Origin of the sequence: Chryseobacterium formosense (assembly GCF_900116415.1) — a bacterium.
GTDB classification, from domain to species: Bacteria; Bacteroidota; Bacteroidia; order Flavobacteriales; family Weeksellaceae; genus Chryseobacterium; species Chryseobacterium formosense.
Window position 1 is genome coordinate 1,258,882 of the sequence record NZ_FPAP01000001.1, and the last position, 20,166, is coordinate 1,279,047.

Below are 20,166 nucleotides of genomic sequence, written 5' to 3' on the forward strand. Positions count from 1 at the left end.
TTTATTGATTTAAAAATTTAATAGTGCAAATTTGGATCAACAAAAAATAAAATCTTTTCACATTTGTGAAAAAGTGATCAGCGAATGCTTTTTCTTACTCTGCTTAAGGATGGCTGTTTCATTCCTAGGTAAGATGCTACATAAGACAAAGGGATACGATTGACCATATTTGGATAATGTTTTATGAAAGACAAATATCGTTCGGTAGTATTTCTTGCAATTAGGGAACTCCTTCTTTCCAATTTTTCCGATTTATGCCTGATAATTATTTTTTGAATGATGTCATTTAATCCGGAAACAGATTGTAATATCCCGTTCCAATCTTTTTTAAAAAAAACAATGAATGAGCAGTTTGTAATCGCTTGCAGATTTGCAATGGGAGTGGAACTTTTATCGGGATTATCCCAATCTGAGAGCCAATGGTTTTTTTCCACAAAGTAATGAGTGATTTCATCTCCCTTATCGTTGTCGTTATAAACCCGCAGAATTCCCTCTACAAGAAAGCCAACGTATTTTGAATTTCTTCCTGTTTCCCAAAAATAGTCACCTTTTTCAAGTTCTAAATTTTTTGCTTTATCTTTGATTAATTGAATTTCTTGCTGGCTGAGGTTTCCAAATTGCAACAGGAAATTTATAAATTCACTCATTTCGCAAAGTTATCAAATCTCAAAAAACGACACAAATAGATTGACGGATGCGTAAATTTGAAAATTAGCAGAAATTTTATCCAAACAAACTTCACTAAGGTAATAAAAAAGATGGAAGCATTAAAGCTACGTCAAATTGGAAGTATTGAGTTTACTATTAAATAAATCTAAAGTTTCAAAAACAATAAAAAAATTCAAAGTAAATAAAATGAAGAAAATTATAAAATATGCTTTCTTGACAATTATATCCCTTTCAATTCTTGTAATTGGTTACTTTTTTTCAAAATGCAATAACATAAATATTGATGAAAACCTTGAAAATTCGAGCGGAATAAATAATCTTAATTCCAAAGTTTTTGATCAGGCTTTTATAATGTTTGATTCTGCAAAAGTAAGAACAGATTTTGAAATTTTTGAAAAAGAGGATGACACAGTAAATTTCAATTTCGACGTACATAAAAGTCCAAATTCTGAAAACATTTATTCTATGACTTTTAACAGTGGAGATGGATTTTCAGGAGTAAATGTACATATACTTAAATACAGAAATTTCTCTTATACATCAATTGAATCTTACAACGACAACAAAAGTATGTTTGATTTCCTCAAATTTGACAGATACACTTTAAAAAAACAAAAATTGACACTAAATAAATCTCAATATAAAAAAGGAGATAGTATTTTTGGGAAAATAGAATTGCAAATAAAATTCAACCCAACTGATTCAATTTTTACCTCCAAAGGATATTTTAGAAGTATTATTGAATAAATATACTTAATAAAAGAATATTTCGCACATTGTCATTGAAATACTCGAATTAAGTAGGCAAAAGTATTTTTCTCTATATTTTCTCTTAATTTGTTTCATTAAAAATTAGTTACGCTTAATATAGATTAAATTTAGTTGAAGACAGCAGATCCCTCTCTAAAATTTCGTCATTAATAACAAATAAAATAATCTCAAAAAAAAATCTACAAAACGCACCGGATTTAATTTTGAATCTATTAAAGAAAGCTTTTTAAAAGAGTAATGTGTGTAATTTCATCAAGTAATACTATAAACATGCTGTAATTGGATAAAAACTCTTCAACCTGAGAATTGGTCACTTGCAAAATTTCTAAATCTCGATTGCCTGTTTAATCTGAATTAACTTTAAGGGATTTTAAATTAACAAAATTGCGGTGTTTAAAAATATTTATTCTTAAAAAACGATGAAGTCAGTATTTGGTAGAATCTTTAATTTACAGTTATTATTCGTAGCTTTATCGTTATGACTTTTGAAGAAAGTTGTGAATCATGATAGTTCTATTGATTTTAAAATTAGGTGCAATTAAATATTAACTGACCATTGGAAACCTCTATATCATATTGAATGATTATAATTTCGATCAGAACAATGAGGATGAAAATGAAGTGTTAAGTGAATATTTAGTTCATAAATTAATGATGTTAGTAAGGAAAAAAAACTTATAAAGTAAAGATGACGACATCTGCCATTATAATATAAAAAAAAGACTTGAATTATTTCAAGTCTTTTCATAAGCTGGATATCGAATTGTGTTACTCTTTAGAAGCTTGCAGATTTATTTCTGAAACTGCTAATTTGGTTAAAAGAGTATCACAATTTTTCTCTTCATCTAACGTTTGTTGTAGTATTCCCATCGCTTCTGTTTCCCCTAATAATTCGCAATAAGAAATCAGGGTTCCATATGATGCTATTTCGTAATGCTCTACTTTTTGGGCTGCTGCAATAATTCCTGCATCTCTTACAGCACCTGGTTCAGTTTCTTCCATGATACTTTCACCTTCCTTTATTAATCCTTCCATGGCATCACATTTTTCAGCTTTTGCTTTTTCTCCTAACGCTTCAAAAACCTGCTCTAGACGGTTAATTTGTTCGTCTGTTTCGTTTTTGTGATTGTTAATTGAATCTTTAAGTTTCGTCGAAGTAGCATTTTTTTCCATTTTGAGCAATGCTTTTGATAGATGCTTTTCAGCCCAGTAAATGTCTTTTAAGCCATCTACTAAAAATTCTCTTAAGTTTTCTGCTGCATCATTTGATGGTTTTGTTTGACCCTTTGCAGTTTTTGTTTCTTTTGTGTCTGTTGTTTTAGACTGTTTTGCAGTTGCCATAATAATTTATTTGATTTGGTTTGTCAATTTAATACTAAAATCAAGCCATGATCGATAATTAAAAGTAATCTTATAAATTTATAGTAATACGAATATATTATTCCGATACATTTAAAACATGATTTTACGATTTTTAATTTGGAGCTTTTTTTCTCGCTCTAATTTTTTAATTGTTCTGATGGTAGTTTCCACGCAGAGTCCTGTGAGTGAAGCTAATTGTTGTCTCGTAAGCGGTACTTCAAATGTATAGCGTGCTTGGTTTTCTTGCTCCTTTTTCATCATTACGAGAACCTCTGTTAATCTTTCCGCAGCATTATGACTCGATATTTTTTGCATCAGAACAAATTTTCGGTAAAGCCGCTCGGCGAGTGATTTACAAATATTTAGATAGATTTCAGGATTTACTGCCAAAAACGATAGTAAAGACGTTTTACAAACCTTGATAATGATACACTGCGTCAGAGCAATTGCATTCATAGGATAGGCCTTTTCGGTAAAAAGCATGGATTCACCAACAGCATCTTTAGAAGTTAGGATATTTTGAATGAATTCTTTACCGTCAGTGTTGTAATTGTTGAGTTTCACATCGCCTGTTACTACCTGATAGTAGAACTGCGGGCTGCCTCTTTCACGAAATATATAATCTCCGGGATTATAATCTTCTTCTGTCGCTCCCATGGAGTGCAGAAGTTCTTCTTTGATAGACATAATATAATTTTTTATGATGGGTGTAGTTCGAATTGCTGTATAAATCTATCATTAAATCATCAGATTAGTACGGAAATCGTAGCGTGCTGTATGTTACCGAATGATGATGGCAACAATCTAAAGAGAAAGTATAAAGCGGGTCATGAAGATCAAGTGTAGTGTCTCTTTCGTTTATATGTACGAGACGACTTCTATTATATGATTGCCATTGCTCCTTAATTAGAACAGTGACGAGATGTTAAATCGTTAACATTAAGTATTTGATAAATTTACACATTTAAGTTAAATAGTTATATGTTTCAAATCATAATATGAATTATTTAAATTTGAATATGTTTATGATAGTTTTGTAAATTAGCAGTAAACTGCTTCCACAATAAATGTTTAAGAGTAAGTTTATAATTGACATTATGTTAATTGGCATTGAGAAGAGAAACTTCAAAAAACGATTTCTAAACTCCTAAATGATAAATAATGAAAATAAATAGTATGTTATTGTACGTTTCGAAATAGAAATAAAGGATTTTGAAAACCTTTACTCGCTTATGAAAAGCTTTTTTTAAAGAAGAAGTAAGTGTAACTCCAGGGTTTATATCTTCTCGTATTCTTAGTAGCGAAGATAAATCCAAGGTAATTAATTACGCAACTTGGGTATCGGAAGATGCATTTGAAAAAGTTTGCTAAAGAAATTGTATCAAAATCCGAAATTTCAAAAAAATTGCTTTCTTTAATCCAAGCAGAGAAACTTTTTACGAAGTAGAATATTTTAGCATTTCATAATCTTTAGCATAGATATAATTAAAAGTAACTTTTTTACTAAAGAATACTATCATAGAAGACAACTCCTTTAGAGCCTCAATAAACGATTCAATATTTTTAGAATATTAGGATTTATACTTACCTTGTTCGATATAAATTATAAATATGTCATATGAAGTTAAAATGCACTACTAGTGGTTTAATTTATCTTAAACAGACAATTATTGTAAGTATTAAAAGACCAAATTCTTTAGAAGGTGCAAAAGTATTAGGTAAGCCAGTTCTAATTAACGCTTGTAATGTTATTTTTTTAAGTCACAATACTGGTGGGCAGGTTACATTTTTCATGCAAAATGGTTTTGAAATATCAGTTAACACATTTTTCTCGGAAGCTGAGCAGATTTTAAATAGTGCAATACAAGGCAGAGAGGATGAAATAAATTAGTTATAAGAATTATAATTTATTTTTTGACTTTAAAACTCACTATAACTATCAATGAATCTCATAAACTATGATAAATATTCAGTAGTTGATTACCTTGAACTTTAAGCGCTAAGTTATTTTTGATTGCCAATTAATTTTAAATCTTCAATTTCTAGAATTTTTTTTTCGTATCCAATTGCCAATGTCTGGATTAGTCCATTTACAAGTTCATCATAGCTCAAAGTTTGCTTTGGAAATACCAACGGATAGATAAGATTAATTCCCTTATAAATTAAACTCACATTCTGTTGCGCTTTTAATGGAATGATGAAGCCTGGTCGGAAACTGTATGATGCTCTAAAATTTAGTTTGTTTAACGCGTTCTCTGTTTTGCCTTTTATTCTTGCCCACATAACTCTTCCATTTTCCGAGCTATCGGCGTAAACGCCTGATAAGTAAAAGAAGATCATATCAGCATTCAAGTTCGCAAGCGCTTTTGCAAACATCATTGTTGTATAAAAAGTGATATGATTATATTTATCCTCACTCATACCAAATGAGCTTATCCCAGCACAGAAGAAACAGCCATCATAAGCAGTCAGCCAATCGTTGAACGCCTCCAAATTTGTAAAATCCTTTACTATCAGTTCAGTAAGTTTTGGGTGCCTTAGAGGAGAAGCTCTTCTATTGACCATTAATACTTCCGTAATATCAGGGTGTTTTAGAGTGGTCAAAAGAACGCCTTCACCGATCATTCCTGTTGCTCCGGTAATTATTATCTTCATACTCTAATTTTTTATTTCACCCTGAGTTCAATCATCTTCCAAAACATACAGAATGTGTCCTCAATGATGGTTTGCTGCGCTTTTTTGGTAAATTTTGCTGATAAAAGATATTGATTTGCACCAAATACATGATTACTAATTAAAATGTATAATAAATAAACATCAGTATCGATTATCTGGTGTTGCTCGATAGCTGAATGAAATATCTTTAAAACCGGTGCAATCTGTTTGTTGATCTCTTCATTTCCAATCTTTTTTAAATAAGGCGAATTGGTGAATTGCGCCAGAAATAAAAACTCATTTTGATGAGTAAGTGACCATTTTAGAGACTCTTTATAATAGGTTTTAAGCATTTCCTTTGTAGATGTTACATTAGCGAGTGCAGCATTGATATGTTCGGCAGCTGACTCTTTCAGTCTTAAATAGAGTGACAAAACCAGATCATCCTTGGTTGGAAAAAAATAAAATAGAGTTCCGGTTGCTATGCCTGCCTCTTTTGCTATTCTACTTGTTGGTGTATCATTAAAGCCCTGAGAAACAAATAATTTTAAAGCAGTTTGAAGTAATATTTCTTTTTTATCCATTAGTTATTTTCTTTTAAATATGATCGAAGTATAAAAGCAGTTATACTTCGATCGTACTTATAAATTATTTATTAATACTTCATATTATCCATTGGACGACAAAATAGTTCATTAACCATAATGGTATCAAGATATTCGTAAAACCCACTTATTAAGTTATCTTTAAAAGTTAAAAGCAATATTACATCGTTTTTATAGATACGACCATCCTTTCTTGTTCCACGAATATGAACAGAAAGTGCTGCCCGTTCTTCATCCGCCGTAACTGATTGCAACGTCATTTTCATCCCTTCAGGAAATCTTTCTGCTACAATTTCCCATAGTTTTGCCTGGTTTTCTGCTGACTGATATCCGCCAAACGGCCATAACCCCTCACCACTCAACCAATAAACAGAATCAACAGTCTTTAATTTATTCATTTCATCAAATTTTCCCGCTGCCATTGCTTCGAAATACTGTATTGCAATTTCTCTTGATTTCATATTTTAAAATTTAGTGACTGTTTAGTCAGTCACCACAAATATATAAATATTTAATTTACTAACAAATGAAATCGTTTAAAATCATGAACTCCAGCATTCACCTTAGTACGGGATCCTATATTAGGATAATAGTATAGTTATTGCTCAAACGTTCTTCAAATTTTTTGGTTAAAACTAACCATTGACTTTTAACGGGTAATCTCCTCTCCAGTTGGAAAGAAGTACCATGATTACAAACACATTTTCAAAAGTTTACTTTTTACAGTAATTACCGTTTTTATTCACATATAGGAAGATATCCATTTAGATTAGGACTTATAAAACCATGTTGGTAACATATAAAATGATCAATGCTGGCAAACAGTAATCAATTGAGCAAGTCACCTCTATTCCTACCGGAAAAACTTTCACGGACAATCATTTGAATAATATCCTTAAAACGATTAGTATATTTAGAGTCCAAAATTTAATTCAAGCATGACATATCTTGGAAACAGAGAGTATTCGCTCGTGTAAGCCGAGTAACTCGTAATAGAAGTTTCTTTAAATTTCACTACATTAAATAGATTATTTCCTATTAAAGAGAGGGAAATATTTTTGCTGTAGTCATAGGTTAATTTGAAGTCCATAAAATCATATGAGTTATCTTTATTGAAATATCCATTGAAAGAATAATAACTGTTTTTAAGCTCAATTTTAGTTTTCTTATTAAGAGCGAAAATTAATTCAAAAAACGCCTGCTGATTGATAACCTTGCTGCTTTGCTGATCTGTCGTAATCTTCGAAATATTAAGATTTGTTCCTATATTATAATTTATATTTTTTTTCCAGCCCGATTTTAACTGCAATCCTATTCGATTATATAAGGAGGCGACTTGTCTAAAATTGCCGTCGTCAATCTGATCTTCATACAACGAGGTGCTATTTGCATAAGTTATTTTGAAATTTGATCGTATTTTCTTTAAATAATAATTGAATTCACCAGATAGTATGTAATCATTTCTATTTCTTAAAGATATTAAATTTGCGATGCTGTAGGCTTGAGTAATATTATAGTTATATGATAGATAATTATGAAAATTAGTGTATGAGCCGTATATATTTATAAAAACCCGATCACTCCAGTCGCCATAAGAATATTTTAAAGTTGCGCCTGAGTTTTTCAAATACTCAAAATTGCTTACGCCCCTTATTAAGTTTCTGCTAGTCTGGCTAAAGTAGTTAGGCATGATCTCCAGAACTCCGGTATTGTTACGGGATAAAAATAAAGAAGCATTTAATTTACCTTTGTTATGAACTGCCCACGAGAAATTTAAACTCGGGATAAAGTAAAAAAATTTTTCATTATTTGAATTTGCATATTTGAGTTGGTTCTTTGTAAAATGAACATCAAGTTTAGGATTGATTTTAAAATTCTTAAATGACGCTGTGTGCTTTAAAGAAAAAGCAAAATCATTATTTATATTTTCAAAATAGTTTTTGTAAGCTTCTGGAAAAAAATACTCAACCGAACCGTTTTTGTAGCCCATAAGATTATCAAATTTTTGTGTTTTATTATAATTATAAACGGAAATATCCCATAGGTTTTCATTTTGAGTCCTATAAAGTAATTGTGAAATAAATCCAAGGAACTGAAACTTGGAATTTGAAGTCTGGTTATAATTTTGTATCTCCTGGAAATCATTCACTAATTCCTCGAAAAAAAACTGATTTGAATCGTCCCGATTTGATATGTTTTGTTTAAGAAATCTAATGCTATTAAGCCAAACAATATTTTCATTTACTTTGTCTGTTAAGAGAATATTATGATCAGTGGAAAAATTATTTGTTTTCTGATCTATTTCTAATGGCAATCCATTAAAAATCTGATGTTCATTTTTATAGTTATTCCAATAACTTAAGTTAGCAGAATATTTTAAGGTAGTATTTTTTGAAATATCGTGTTCAAAATCTATCTTATTGAAGTAATCGTTTTTTTTAGAAGTCCTAAAGAATTCTTCAACATTAGTAAATTGAGTATCTTGGAAGTTAAAATCAGTAATGGCTTTTTTACTTATTGAGTTTTTTTCAAAATTTCCCAGACTCGTAATCTTTAATTTCATTTTATTGGTTAAGTTAAAGATAGTATTTGCTGATAATAATTTGTCATTATTAAATTTTGCTTTCTGTGAGCCGAAGGGTAAAAAAATAAAACTGTCTACACCAAATCTGTACGCATCCTCGTCAACGTTTATAAAACCCGGCTCATCCTCAATGGAGGGCTTTATAAGATGACCGATATCTCCTATATTGCTATGTCCGATTGTATTGGTACTCGCTGCAAGAAAATATTTTGTTTTTTTACCAAACTTTGCAAGATGTAGCTTTTCAGAATAAAATGATTCCGGGAAAAATGATGAGGACAAACTTGCACTCCCGAACCAGTCTCTTTTTACATTATCTTCCAAAGTAAGATTAATTGCCACTTTATCGGAATTTTCAACACCTTTTAATAGTTTGTTATTGGAATAATTTTGAAGTATTTGTACCTTTTCAATAGGTCTAACAGACATATTTTTTGTAAGAAGCGTGTATCCTTTTTCAAAAAAATCATCATTTTCGACCATTACTTTTTCAATCTCTTTTCCAGCAATTTTTATTTTCCCATCCTCTTCTACAGTGACACCCGGTAACTTTCTCAGCAAGTCCTCAACATTTTTTTCAGTACCGTTCACGAACGATTTAGCATTCATTTCAACAGTATCAGATTTTATTTTTATCGGGTTTGAATGAGTAAGGATAACTTCTTCAATACTCTGTTCCTCATCTTTTGTTAATATATAGTTTTTTTTGCCATCAGTATTGATGTTTATAATCACTTCCTTTTTTCTGTAGCCAATCGCATTTATAGAAATTTTAACAGCCCCTTTCTCCACTAAATCCATTTTGAAAAAGCCGTCCTTACTTGTCAAAGTATAGTCTACAATATCATCATTTTTCAAATCAATTAATGAAACGATTGCTCCAGGTATAACTTTATCATCTATGTCATAGATAATCCCTGTAACAGATTGCGCATTCATAAATGTTGCCGCAAACAGTGATAGTAATAAATATAATTTATAATAAAAAACAGACAATTTTTGTTGTCCGTTTCTTAAATCCTTGTAGTTTTTCACCTTACTCCCACTCAAATTTGTTTTCTAATAAACCTCTTGTATTACCTGATACTGTTTCTACTTCAGGCTGTCCTATACCTGGTGGTAATTGTAATTTACTTAAAAATATACTTTGCTCTTCAGAATTACGTTTATCAATTTCTGCTACCAGATTTTTCATTGTCTTTTTTGGTAATGCAGCTATATATTTTGTACTGTAATCAACAACGCCAGTGTAAGGATATTGGATATTTTTAACAATCCATGAGTAATTGTCCGTCCCACCCGTTTTGAGTTCTAAAATTAAGCCGGGTAATCCGCTAAATTTGTAAGGTCCAATCGAAACGGGAATTTCAGTAGTATAATATGCTTCAACAACAGTACCTCTAAAATTTGCAGTTGCCTTTTTACAATTATACTTCCCTATTCTTTTTGTTTCTTTATGTTTAATATCCCATTTGATTTCAGGCACGGTATCAGATATTAAAAAATTATTTTTCTTAATTTGAAATGTAAAAAGGGTATTATGATTTTTTAAGTCATCTATCAGAATGGTTCTGAACCTTTTTATACCGTTGTCGCGCTCAATAATTATATCCTCTCCAGAATTAGGCTTTATCTTTTTCAGAGGAATGGAATCTACTATACTCACCTTTTGACCGTTTACTAAAAATACATTTTCTTCAAATTCGAAGTAATTGGAAGGCTTATAAGCATATGTAACCTGAATACTCTGAGAAAAAGACAGTGTGTACAGAAAAATAAAGAGAAGAAATGATTTTTTTGATATTTTCATAATGTAAGTTTTGATTCAGTATACTAGATTATAAAGATTAATTATTTAAAAAAAAGAGTTTCCTAATAAGGAAACTCCGATAATTGGCTGTATCCCGCCTTTAGTCTAAAGCTGCAATGTGAAGCGCTTTTAATGCTTGACATTGAGTTTGTGCTAATGTAGGATCTTCTCCTCCATCAACAGGATAGGTATAAACCTGTGTTGATGTACTTCCGTTTGGATAGGTCGTAATTACTCTAATGACGCAGATTCTTCTCATCATCAGTGCGTCAAATTTCAAACTTGCTTCAAAATTTGTTTTTTTGCTATTATCCGAAGAGGAAACAGCTTTTTCAGCAGAAGTTGGATTTTCAACATTTACTGAATTTGCATTTGTTTCATTAGCTAAAACTGAAGCTGAAATCATGAAGGTAGCAAAAGCTCCTAAAATAAATTTTCTCATAACTTTTATTATTTAGTTGTTCGGTAAATATATAAATAAATTTCAAATAACTCTATCAATTAGTGAAAAAAAATAAATTTTAAATCTCTACCTACTAGTCCTTTTAGCCATTTTTATTCTTTACATAAGTACCAGTAAAGTGAAAAATAAAAATATGTAAAGAAAAAAAGTCACAATATAAAATAGAAAAAGTAGTCTTCGAGTGACTGATAATTCTAGACGTTAACTCATAAATAGTAACCGACAGCAATTGATTGCTGTCGGTTTAATTTAGATCAAGATTAATAAGGAAAATAAGTAGTAGAGAAGTATCCATTAAAGTGATTAGAGTTTAATAATTAAGTTGCTTCTGTAAATCAACTAAAACTTAACACCCCCTTTATTATAACTTGTTATCTCGGATCTTATACATACCTCATGGTCGGAATTTCTTCCGATCATGAATAGATTAGTTATTTTTTTTCTTTTTTGACTTTAATAAAGTTATCGCAATACCTGTGACCGTAGCGGCTACAGCAATCTTAAGCAGAAAATTCTTTCTATTGTATTTCCATTCCGATCCCCAGCCGCGTTCAGCAAAAATGTTGGGTACATGACCATTTTTTAAATCATCAATAATCCCTTCGAATGCGCCCACACGATCTGCCAAGATAAGTGGAAGCCATCTTCCATAGCTCGATTCACTATATTGAAAGGCAAATTTCCTGATTTCTCCGTTAAAGCCTCTCGGTGGTGAGGCAGTTCCGAAAGCAGCAGTTAAATTAGGCCGCTCTACGGATTTTAAAATTTCAACGTTTTCATGTTGCTGTTCTGGTCTTTCCCAAGAATAGCCCTGGTGTTCTTCGTTGGTACGTTTCTTCATGGGATAAACGGGATCATTTTTAGGATCTGCGTCGATTCCCCAACCTTTTATATGACTGTAATCTGCCTCTTCACTTTTTTTAAAATCAGAAGGCTTTGTTTCGTCTGTAAGCATCTTGTAATATTTTTTAGTTAAAAACTTTTTAAGCAGTCGGTGGAATAAGCACTGTCTTTATGCATCCGTCCAACTTCCGTGAAAATATATGGTAAGCATCAGCTACTTCTTCCAGTGGAATCCGGTGAGTAATAATTTGCTTTGGATCAAGAATTCCATTTTTTACATGTTCAATAAGCTTAGGCAAGTGGCGTTTCACGGCTGCCTGATTAGCCCGGATGGTAATTCCTTTATTTACAACATTTCCTATTGGTACCAAAGCATCTGTAGGACCGTACACCCCAACGATGGAAACAATTCCACCTTTCTTCACCGAATTAATGGCCCAATGAAGAGCTGTGGTAGAACCACCCTGTAGAAGCAGTTTTGTTCCAAGAACTGTATTTGTAAGATTTCCTTTCGCCTCACAACCTACAGCATCGATGCAGACATCCGCACCTAGGGAATCCGTTTGTGTTTTTATAAAGACGACCGGATCACCAATACTATTAAAATTATAAGCTTCACATTGAGCATACTTCGCTACAAAATCAAGTCTGTATTCCAGTTCGTCAATGACGATTACTCGTCCTGCTCCGAAAAGCCACGCGCTCTTGGCTGCCATTATACCAATAGGCCCTGCACCAAAAACTACCACGGTATCGCCTTTTTGAATGCCTGCCATTTCTGCTGCCTGATAGCCGGTAGGTACTACATCGGTTAGAAGTACAGCATCATCAGGATCCATCCAGTCCGGAATAACGGTTGGGCCTACATCTGCGTACGGAACACGCACATATTCTGCCTGTCCACCTTGATAACCTCCCGCAGTATGAGAATACCCAAATATACCACCTACTGCAGTGGCCATAGGATTAGACTCATGGCAATTGCCGTAAAGTTCCTGTTTGCAAAAGGCACACTTGCCGCACGAGATATTAAAAGGTACCATTACCTTATCGCCTACCTTCAGTTTTTGAACAGAAGAACCAATTTCAACGACTTCTCCAATAAACTCATGGCCGAATGTAGTACCTGTACGTGTATCAGGAACAAGGCCGTGGTAAAGATGAAGATCGGATCCGCAGATGCACGACCTTAAAACCCGCACAATAGCGTCTTCAGGATGTTCTATTTGAGGCTCCGGCATGTTACGGTCTGCCCGTACACGGAATGGTCCGCGGAAATTCATTGCTAACATATATGTATATTTTGTTGGTGATGATAAACGTATAGCAAAATGGAGACCGCCACGCCAAGAGTAACGATAATTTACGCATATGTGGTATTCCATTCATCGATGGTTAAAGAAGCTGATGGTAAAGTAAAAGCTAGGGATCAAGGCATTGCATTAACAAAACAGGCCTGACCAACAAAATTTTAATTTTGTGCCACAAGAGATGAATACCTAGTTATTGTGCCCCTTACAGCCCTATTAATTACAAATTATTTAAATTAAAAGGTGGAGGTGTAATTGGATGACTTCAAATAGGCGGTCAGGCTTGGCACTTTGATACGGACAGAATTGTAAACGATCTTCTGATAGAATCTAGATCAAATCTTAGTTGAAGATGATTATTAAATTCCAAGCTGATAAATAATGAAAAGTAAATACTATATTATTGTACATTTTGAAATAGAAATAAAGGATTTTGAAATCCTTTACCCGCTTATTAGAAGCTTCTTTAACGAAGAAGTAAGTACTACTCCAGGCTTTATATCTTCACGTATTCTTAGCAGCAAATCCAAGGTCGTTAATCATTCAACTTGGCAATAGAAAGATTCATTTGAAAAGTTTGCTAATATCAGAATATAGAATAATCGCTATAAGTACTTAAACGTGTTATTACAATTATCTCCTAGTTCGTATTACTGTAAACTTTCCATGATAAAGCCTGATGACACCAAACTGGAGTAAACTAGAAAATCTCTTATGAGACTATTTTGCTGAAGAACCTTAATTAAACGACTGCCTAAACTCCAGAGGTGAAAACTTTGTCTTGCTCTTAAAAAGTTTACTAAATGATTGTGAATGTTCAAAGCCCAATCCATAGGCAATTTCCGAAACGGATAAATCCGTTGTTGACAATTTTTCTTTCGCTTTTTCTATGACTGTATTTTGAATATATTGTTGTGTATTTAGTCCTGTCAATGAACTCAGCATATCGCTCAGATAGCGTTGCGATAGCTTTAATTCCGTGCTGATATATTTTACGGACGGCAAACCATTTTTCAGACTTTTTTCTTCTTCAAAATAATTGTTTAACAGTCGATCCAAAGAAGTGATGATGTCGTGATTGACTGCTTTCCTAGTGATGAATTGCCTATTGTAAAAACGGTTGCTGTAATTCAATAACAATTCTATTTGCGACACCAGAACATCCTGACTGAAACCGTCAATATTGTTGTCCAATTCATTCGCTATTGTAGCAAATAAATTGGCAATAATTTCTTTTTCCTTTGCCGATAAAAACAAGGCTTCAGAGACATCGTAGGAAAAAAAGCCATACTGATTGATTGTTTTTCCCAGCGGATAGTTGCGGATAAAGTCCGGATGGAAATACAAGGCAATCCCTTCATAGCTTTCCGTTTCTTCGGGTGAAATAACAATTTGTTTCGGCTTCAGAAACGCCAGTCCACCTTCTTCAAAATCATAATAGCCCTGTCCGTACTTTATGTATCCTTTGAAGGTAGGCTTAAAGGAGATCTTGTAAAAATCCAGACTAACCTTTTGCCCTTTCGGAAACATATCAATTGAAACAGCATTGTAGTCAACCAATGCGATCAACGGGTGCAGTGGCGCGGGAAATCCCAATACCCGCACAAATTGCGATATACTTTTAATTTGATTGATGTTAGATTGTTGTTGCATTTCATTTACGAATTTAATCAATTTTGTTTTGAGGGACGAATTACAATATCACCAATTTCAACATCTGCAGGTTGGCTTATGGCGTAAATAACAGCATTAGCAATGGCATCCGGGCTGATGGCCAAATTTTCCATATTATCCTTGATGATGGTTTTCATTTCCTTGTTTTTTATATTTTCAGCAAAGTTGGTTTTTACAACACCTGGCGAAATTCCGGTAATCCTGATTGTTCCGTCTGATTCTTGTCTAAATCCTTCAGCGATAGTTCTTACCGCATTTTTGGTTCCTGCGTAAACACCCTGCATGGGTACAATCTTGATTCCTGACGTTGAAATGATATTGACGATATGACCCGATTGCTGTTGCTTGAAAACAGGAATTACAGCCGCCATTCCATACAAAACACCTTTGAGGTTAATGTCGATCATTTCTTCCCAGCCGTCAACATCCAGCTCGTCAATGCGGCTTAACTGGCTGACTCCGGCATTGTTCACAATGACATCTAATTTTCCGTATTCCTCAACTGCTGTATTGACCAGTCTTACAAGATCGGATTTATTCTTCACATCAATTTGAGCACAGGCTGCGTAACCACCTTTGCTTTTAATTTCTTCAACAATCTGTTGTAATTGTTCTGTTCGTCTTGCACCCAAAACGACCTTCGCACCGTTTTTAGCTAATTCTAAGGCGATAACCTTACCCATTCCACTGCTTGCGCCTGTAATAGCCACTACTTTTCCTTTGATATTCTGCATTGCTATTTGTTTTATCTGTCAATTTGTTTTTCTAAAAATTCGGGATAACGGTCGCCCACCAGTGTAATTCCATTGACCGTTTCGTCAATTTGTGCCAGTTCATCGGTTGTCAATACAATATTTGTACTGGCGATGTTTTCTTCCAGACGATGCAGTTTTGTAGTCCCTGGTATCGGAGCTATCCAAGGCTTTTGAACTAAGAGCCAGGCCAATGCCAATTGTCCGGTTGAAATGTTTTTTTGTTGAGCGATCTCAGAAAGAGCTTCCACTAAAACCAGATTGGCCTTTATGTTTTCTTCGGTGAAACGGGGAATTACATTCCTTCGGTCAATATCCTCTAATTTTTTGTTGATGATACCTGTTAGGAAACCTTTACCCAAAGGGCTGAACGGAACGAAACCAATTCCCAACTCTTCTAATGTCGGTATGATTTCATTTTCCGGTTCTCTCCAAAACAGAGAATATTCACTTTGCAATGCTGATACCGGCTGAACTGAATGTGCTTTTCGAATTGTTGCAGCACTTGCTTCCGATAAACCGAAATATTTTACCTTCCCCTCCTGTATCAGGTCTTTTACCGTTCCTGCAACATCCTCTATCGGAACATCCGGATCAACTCTGTGCTGATAAAGCAGATCAATGTAATCCGTTTTTAATCTTTTTAGAGATGCTTCGGTGACCGCCCTTATGGTTTCGGGTCTGCTGTCCAGACCGATTGCCGGACTGGCATCTTTACAGCCAAACTTTGTAGCGATGACGACATCTTTTCTATAAGGTTGTAATCCCTCACCAACCAATTCTTCATTGGTATACGGTCCGTAGGCCTCCGCGGTGTCAAAAAATGTAACGCCTCTTTCAACTGCATTACGTAGTAGCGTGATGGCATCTTTTTTATTAAGACCTTTCCCATCCAGAAAGTTTAAACCCATACAGCCAAAGCCCAATGCGGAAACTTCTAATCCGCTATTTCCTAATTTTCTCTTTTGCATAATTATTTATTAATTATTTCTAAAACTGATATTAATTTCAATTACAAAATTCTTGATTAACGTTCTATAAAAAGTATCCTGATTGGTAATTGTTGTAGTCAGATATTCATAAAGTTTTTAAGTAGAAAAGAAATTCCATTGTTTCAGTTATCCATTATTCAGTCACAATAAGCAGTACCGTTGAATTATATATCATTCATTTTACGGAATCACATAAAAATGAATACGCCAGGATCGAAATGTTAAATTTGAGGAAAAGAACAGAGCGAATTAAGAATGATCCATTGACTTAGATCTTTTTAAAAATCATGATAAAGTAAAATTTAACAGGTTGGCATTAAATATGAATGATTTACAATATTAACCTTTAAATTTATTTGCAATGGGAATTAAGCCAGGTCCAAAAAAAACAGCGGAGTCAACAGGTAAATTAGACCAACGCCAGAGAGATAATAAGGAGACTCCAAAAAACAAAACCGCTTTAAAACCTCATCACCATAAAAAAGGTGATTAGATAAAGCATACTAACAAATTTTAATTTCATAAGAAATCCCGACGAATATCGGGATTTATGTTATTCAATAGGTTGATTCTCTATTCTATTTTAGGTAATGAATAATAACCTACGACTTTGAGGTGTACTCACCTTCTTCCTCTTTATGCCAGAATCGCACCTTGCTTGCACGCACTTTGATCAGACAGATCCCGGGAGTCTCAATTCCTTGCGGAAACCATTGGTCAAGGTCTTCAACCCATTTTTCTTTAAGCGTGTCCTTATCCTGAATAATTTCACCGGCACCGATACATTCGATAAATAGCAGGTCATCAGTCTGGTAGATAAGATTGACATGATGATTGTTCATGATCTGGTCGACCTTATGGCTGTCCTCATAGGAAAAGAACCAGGAGTCGCCATCATACTCGACTTTACCGTTGTTGCTCATAGGCCTTGAATGGGAGACTTGTTTTCCGTCCTGCGTGACCATCATACAGAAATCGAGGTTCTTCATTCTTTCTGCAATGGTTTTCAATGATGCTTTTTTCATAATACTGATATTTTGGTTTAGTGGTGATCATATCCTGAGTTCACAAATATCAAGGAATTGATCTGCTTTGCTAGCACAAACCAAAATCCATACCGATACAAGATGTCTGGTGCGTCAGCATTCGTTTATCAAAATAATATGCTTCAATTAATTGCTCATCTTAATCTTGATAGAATGAAAAAATGATTTTTATTCTTTAAACTTGAAAATTTCTCAGTAAAGATTTCGGATTTATTGTTTTTAAGTAAAGGTAATTTGTATTACAAAACCTTTAAAATAAAAATAACAGCAAATTTAAATACCCTCAACACCTTCAAAGTGTTGGGATTTTTATTTGAACCACTTGAAAAATCCGTGTAGTTATTTTACTACAAGAACTTCCATTTTCCACTACAATAAAACTTCTATTGCTGCCGTAGATTTGTATTGTTCAAAAGAGGATAACTAAATAATAAAAAAAATAAAAAATACGATCATGACAAAACAAATAGCAACCGCAGTCTTAACTATCGCAGCAATTATATTAGGAACTAATAATGCTCAGGCTCAAAATACTACCGCTACAACAACCGTAAATATTACCCTGAATGATGTAATTTCTATCGATGCGGGAAGTACAGCAATCGGTAATACGGTTGACTTCAACTATGCTACTGCAGCAGACTACAACTCTGATCAAACCATTACCAAAGCCAACTCTTTGAAAGTAACTTCAACGAAGAACTTTAACGTTAAAGTAAAAGCAGGAGGTGCTAATTTCTTGAACGGAACAAATACAATTCCTGTAAATGTTTTGACGATCAAAGCAGCTGCAGCAGCTGGAACAATGGGCGGAACAAAAACGGCTGTCGTTTTATCCGCAACGGATCAGACTTTAGTGTCAAATGCTCCGCTTGGAAGTGCATTAACATTGAACTTGGATTACATGATTCCAGCTTCGAAATCATCATCTTCGGATATCTTAGGTAAACCAGCCGGAACTTATACGCAAACTGTTACTTATACCGCAACAGCTTTATAATAAAAATTTTTCATATTAATATTTTGTGATTTGGTGTTTCAAAGGCTTCCTACAGGAAGCCTTTGATTTTGTATGTGTTGATACCGATATAGAGAAAATTCAAAATCCGGAAATAAGTGTCTATCAGCTGTAAGGTAGAATCGATGTTATTGGACAATTAAATCTAATTAGTACATTCCACCAAACATTCAGTGAGTTTATTAAGCCGTCTTATATCTTTTTAAAGTTATCGAATCTTAAAAAACGATTGAAAGTACATAATAGAAATATCATAGGTAATTTTTTTGATTACATTAAGCTAGCACTTAGATTTGTAAAAAAAATTGAATTTATGATAGTAACGAATAGAAGAAAAATACAAGCGCATCACTTTTTCAAGTTAATTATAATTTCTGTGTTAATAAGCATCGTTGCCTCTTGTCTTGGCTATTCATTAAAATTAATTACTGAGCATTTTCAAAAACTCATATTTCATTTTGCAGAAGGAGAAAATTCTATTTGGTTTATTTTTCTTCCAACAATGGGGATAACAACAATATTTTTTTTAAGAAAATACCTTTTCCTTAATAGAAAAAATAAAGGGATCACCGAAATCTATAAAACAATTGATCAAAGAAAAGATCATTTACCGCTTTTCAAAATTCCATCACATTTTTTAAACGGATTTCTTACCGTCATCTTCGGGGGGTCTACAGGAATTGAAGTTTCTACGGTTGTCGCAACAGCAACTCTTGGAAATGCAGCTTATGAAAAACACTTTTCAGCAAATATTTACAAATTGGAACTTATTTGTGCAGGTGTTGTAGCAGGCGTAGCAATTTTGTTTGGAAGTCCAATCACAGGCTGGCTTTTTGCTCTGGAAGTGATTGCGAGAAAATTTAATAAAACACTTTTTATTAGCTGTACTTCGTCGGCTATTATTTCAGGGATTTTCCTTTATTTCATGAAAAGCGATCCTTTACTTCCCTTTGAAATTAATGGGTGGAAATGGATGGCAATTCCGTTTTTTATAATCTTAAGCTTATTAGGAGGTATTTTATCCGTTTATTTTACAATTCTAGTCATTAAGATTAAAGATTTTTTTTTAGGGATTTCCAATAATTTTTTGAGAGTAAATTTGGGAGCTGTGATTGTAGGAATGCTAATATTTTGTTTTCCATCTCTATATGGAGACAGTTATCATTCTTTATCCGAAATTCTAAGTCATCCCCAAAGTTATTCGTTTATTTTTTTGTTTTTTCTTATTTTATTAAAGCCGCTGGCTTCTTCTCTAACTCTTGGAGCCGGAGGTGATGGTGGTGTTTTTGCACCCAGTATTGTTGCAGGTGCATTCTTAGGATTTACTTTAGCTCTTTTTTGCAATACCTATTTTGGAACCTCTCTGATCTATCTAAATTTTGTATTAGTCGGGGCAGCTGCTACTTTATCTGCATCTATTTATGCTCCTCTAACAGCAATTTTCTTAGTTTGCAATTTAGCACCTAATGGATATGTGTTGTTTTTTCCTATATTGTTGGGATGTTGGATTTCTAAAAACTTAGCAAAATCAATTCTACCCTATAATGTGTATACTTACGATAACAAAAGTAAATAATTATTGCTTAAATAGTTTTTTGTTCATTTTAAAATG

The 20,166-nt window shown here is 33.3% G+C and carries 20 protein-coding genes; 5 read left to right on the plus strand and 15 right to left on the minus strand.

The window, feature by feature from the left end; genetic code table 11:
* Positions 1-77: 77 nt before the first annotated feature.
* Complete coding sequence (locus BM371_RS05860; RefSeq protein WP_228423573.1) at positions 78-623, minus strand: Crp/Fnr family transcriptional regulator; 546 nt, start codon at positions 621-623, stop codon at positions 78-80.
* A gap of 160 nt (positions 624-783) precedes the next feature.
* Here BM371_RS05860 and BM371_RS05865 point away from each other — a divergent pair, with 160 nt between their 5' ends.
* Complete coding sequence (locus BM371_RS05865; RefSeq protein WP_034676771.1) at positions 784-1,416, plus strand: hypothetical protein; 633 nt, start codon at positions 784-786, stop codon at positions 1,414-1,416.
* 792 nt (positions 1,417-2,208) lie between these two features.
* On the opposite strand, the gene BM371_RS05870 is transcribed toward BM371_RS05865, so the two are convergent.
* Together BM371_RS05870 and BM371_RS05875 are read right to left on the minus strand one after the other, a co-directional pair.
* Positions 2,209-2,781: a YciE/YciF ferroxidase family protein gene (locus BM371_RS05870; RefSeq protein WP_034676773.1), complete on the minus strand. Its 573-nt coding sequence runs from the start codon at positions 2,779-2,781 to the stop codon at positions 2,209-2,211.
* A gap of 111 nt (positions 2,782-2,892) precedes the next feature.
* The gene (locus tag BM371_RS05875; RefSeq protein ID WP_051882794.1) at positions 2,893-3,489 is read right to left on the minus strand and encodes a Crp/Fnr family transcriptional regulator; all 597 of its coding nucleotides are present in this window, start codon (positions 3,487-3,489) and stop codon (positions 2,893-2,895) included.
* Positions 3,490-4,420: 931 nt separating this feature from the next.
* On the opposite strand from BM371_RS05875, the gene BM371_RS05880 reads away from it, so the two are divergent.
* The gene (locus tag BM371_RS05880; protein WP_034676775.1) at positions 4,421-4,693 is read left to right on the plus strand and encodes a hypothetical protein; all 273 of its coding nucleotides are present in this window, start codon (positions 4,421-4,423) and stop codon (positions 4,691-4,693) included.
* A gap of 113 nt (positions 4,694-4,806) precedes the next feature.
* On the opposite strand, the gene BM371_RS05885 is transcribed toward BM371_RS05880, so the two are convergent.
* From BM371_RS05885 to BM371_RS05935, 11 genes are all read right to left on the minus strand, one after another.
* A complete protein-coding gene (locus tag BM371_RS05885) occupies positions 4,807-5,457 on the minus strand; it encodes an NAD-dependent epimerase/dehydratase family protein (protein ID WP_034676777.1) in 651 nt (216 codons plus the stop codon).
* Between the two features lie 11 nt (positions 5,458-5,468).
* On the minus strand, positions 5,469-6,041 hold the full coding sequence (locus BM371_RS05890; protein WP_034676779.1) for a TetR/AcrR family transcriptional regulator: 573 nt from the start codon (positions 6,039-6,041) through the stop codon (positions 5,469-5,471).
* A gap of 71 nt (positions 6,042-6,112) precedes the next feature.
* On the minus strand, positions 6,113-6,523 hold the full coding sequence (locus BM371_RS05895; protein WP_034676781.1) for a nuclear transport factor 2 family protein: 411 nt from the start codon (positions 6,521-6,523) through the stop codon (positions 6,113-6,115).
* 452 nt (positions 6,524-6,975) lie between these two features.
* Positions 6,976-9,681: a carboxypeptidase-like regulatory domain-containing protein gene (locus BM371_RS05900; protein ID WP_034676783.1), complete on the minus strand. Its 2,706-nt coding sequence runs from the start codon at positions 9,679-9,681 to the stop codon at positions 6,976-6,978.
* A 1-nt stretch (position 9,682) separates the two neighbouring features.
* Positions 9,683-10,456 carry a GLPGLI family protein gene (locus BM371_RS05905; RefSeq protein ID WP_034676785.1) on the minus strand — a complete coding sequence of 258 codons (774 nt, stop codon included), beginning with the start codon at positions 10,454-10,456 and terminating at the stop codon, positions 9,683-9,685.
* 100 nt (positions 10,457-10,556) lie between these two features.
* Positions 10,557-10,898 (minus strand): hypothetical protein, encoded by a 342-nt coding sequence (locus tag BM371_RS05910; protein ID WP_034676787.1) that lies wholly within the window; start codon positions 10,896-10,898, stop codon positions 10,557-10,559.
* Between the two features lie 448 nt (positions 10,899-11,346).
* Positions 11,347-11,874, minus strand: coding sequence for a hypothetical protein (locus BM371_RS05915; protein WP_051882795.1), 528 nt, complete (start codon positions 11,872-11,874; stop codon positions 11,347-11,349).
* A gap of 28 nt (positions 11,875-11,902) precedes the next feature.
* The gene (locus BM371_RS05920) at positions 11,903-13,054 is read right to left on the minus strand and encodes a zinc-dependent alcohol dehydrogenase (RefSeq protein ID WP_034676788.1); all 1,152 of its coding nucleotides are present in this window, start codon (positions 13,052-13,054) and stop codon (positions 11,903-11,905) included.
* Between the two features lie 756 nt (positions 13,055-13,810).
* Entirely contained in the window at positions 13,811-14,725 is a 915-nt protein-coding gene (locus tag BM371_RS05925) for a helix-turn-helix domain-containing protein (RefSeq protein ID WP_034677424.1), read from the minus strand.
* Positions 14,726-14,742: 17 nt separating this feature from the next.
* Positions 14,743-15,480, minus strand: a complete 738-nt coding sequence (locus BM371_RS05930; protein WP_034676789.1) for an SDR family oxidoreductase — start codon at positions 15,478-15,480, stop codon at positions 14,743-14,745.
* Positions 15,481-15,491: 11 nt separating this feature from the next.
* Positions 15,492-16,469 (minus strand): aldo/keto reductase, encoded by a 978-nt coding sequence (locus BM371_RS05935; RefSeq protein WP_034676790.1) that lies wholly within the window; start codon positions 16,467-16,469, stop codon positions 15,492-15,494.
* A gap of 382 nt (positions 16,470-16,851) precedes the next feature.
* Here BM371_RS05935 and BM371_RS20890 point away from each other — a divergent pair, with 382 nt between their 5' ends.
* On the plus strand, positions 16,852-16,983 hold the full coding sequence (locus BM371_RS20890) for a hypothetical protein (RefSeq protein WP_262486415.1): 132 nt from the start codon (positions 16,852-16,854) through the stop codon (positions 16,981-16,983).
* A 109-nt stretch (positions 16,984-17,092) separates the two neighbouring features.
* Here BM371_RS20890 and BM371_RS05940 read toward each other — a convergent pair whose 3' ends face one another.
* Positions 17,093-17,515, minus strand: coding sequence for a pyridoxamine 5'-phosphate oxidase family protein (locus BM371_RS05940; RefSeq protein ID WP_034676791.1), 423 nt, complete (start codon positions 17,513-17,515; stop codon positions 17,093-17,095).
* A gap of 475 nt (positions 17,516-17,990) precedes the next feature.
* Here BM371_RS05940 and BM371_RS05945 point away from each other — a divergent pair, with 475 nt between their 5' ends.
* Positions 17,991-18,536 carry a peptidoglycan-binding protein LysM gene (locus BM371_RS05945; RefSeq protein ID WP_074958552.1) on the plus strand — a complete coding sequence of 182 codons (546 nt, stop codon included), beginning with the start codon at positions 17,991-17,993 and terminating at the stop codon, positions 18,534-18,536.
* 331 nt (positions 18,537-18,867) lie between these two features.
* Positions 18,868-20,130 (plus strand): chloride channel protein, encoded by a 1,263-nt coding sequence (locus tag BM371_RS05950; RefSeq protein WP_034672394.1) that lies wholly within the window; start codon positions 18,868-18,870, stop codon positions 20,128-20,130.
* The last annotated feature ends 36 nt before the right edge of the window (positions 20,131-20,166 follow it).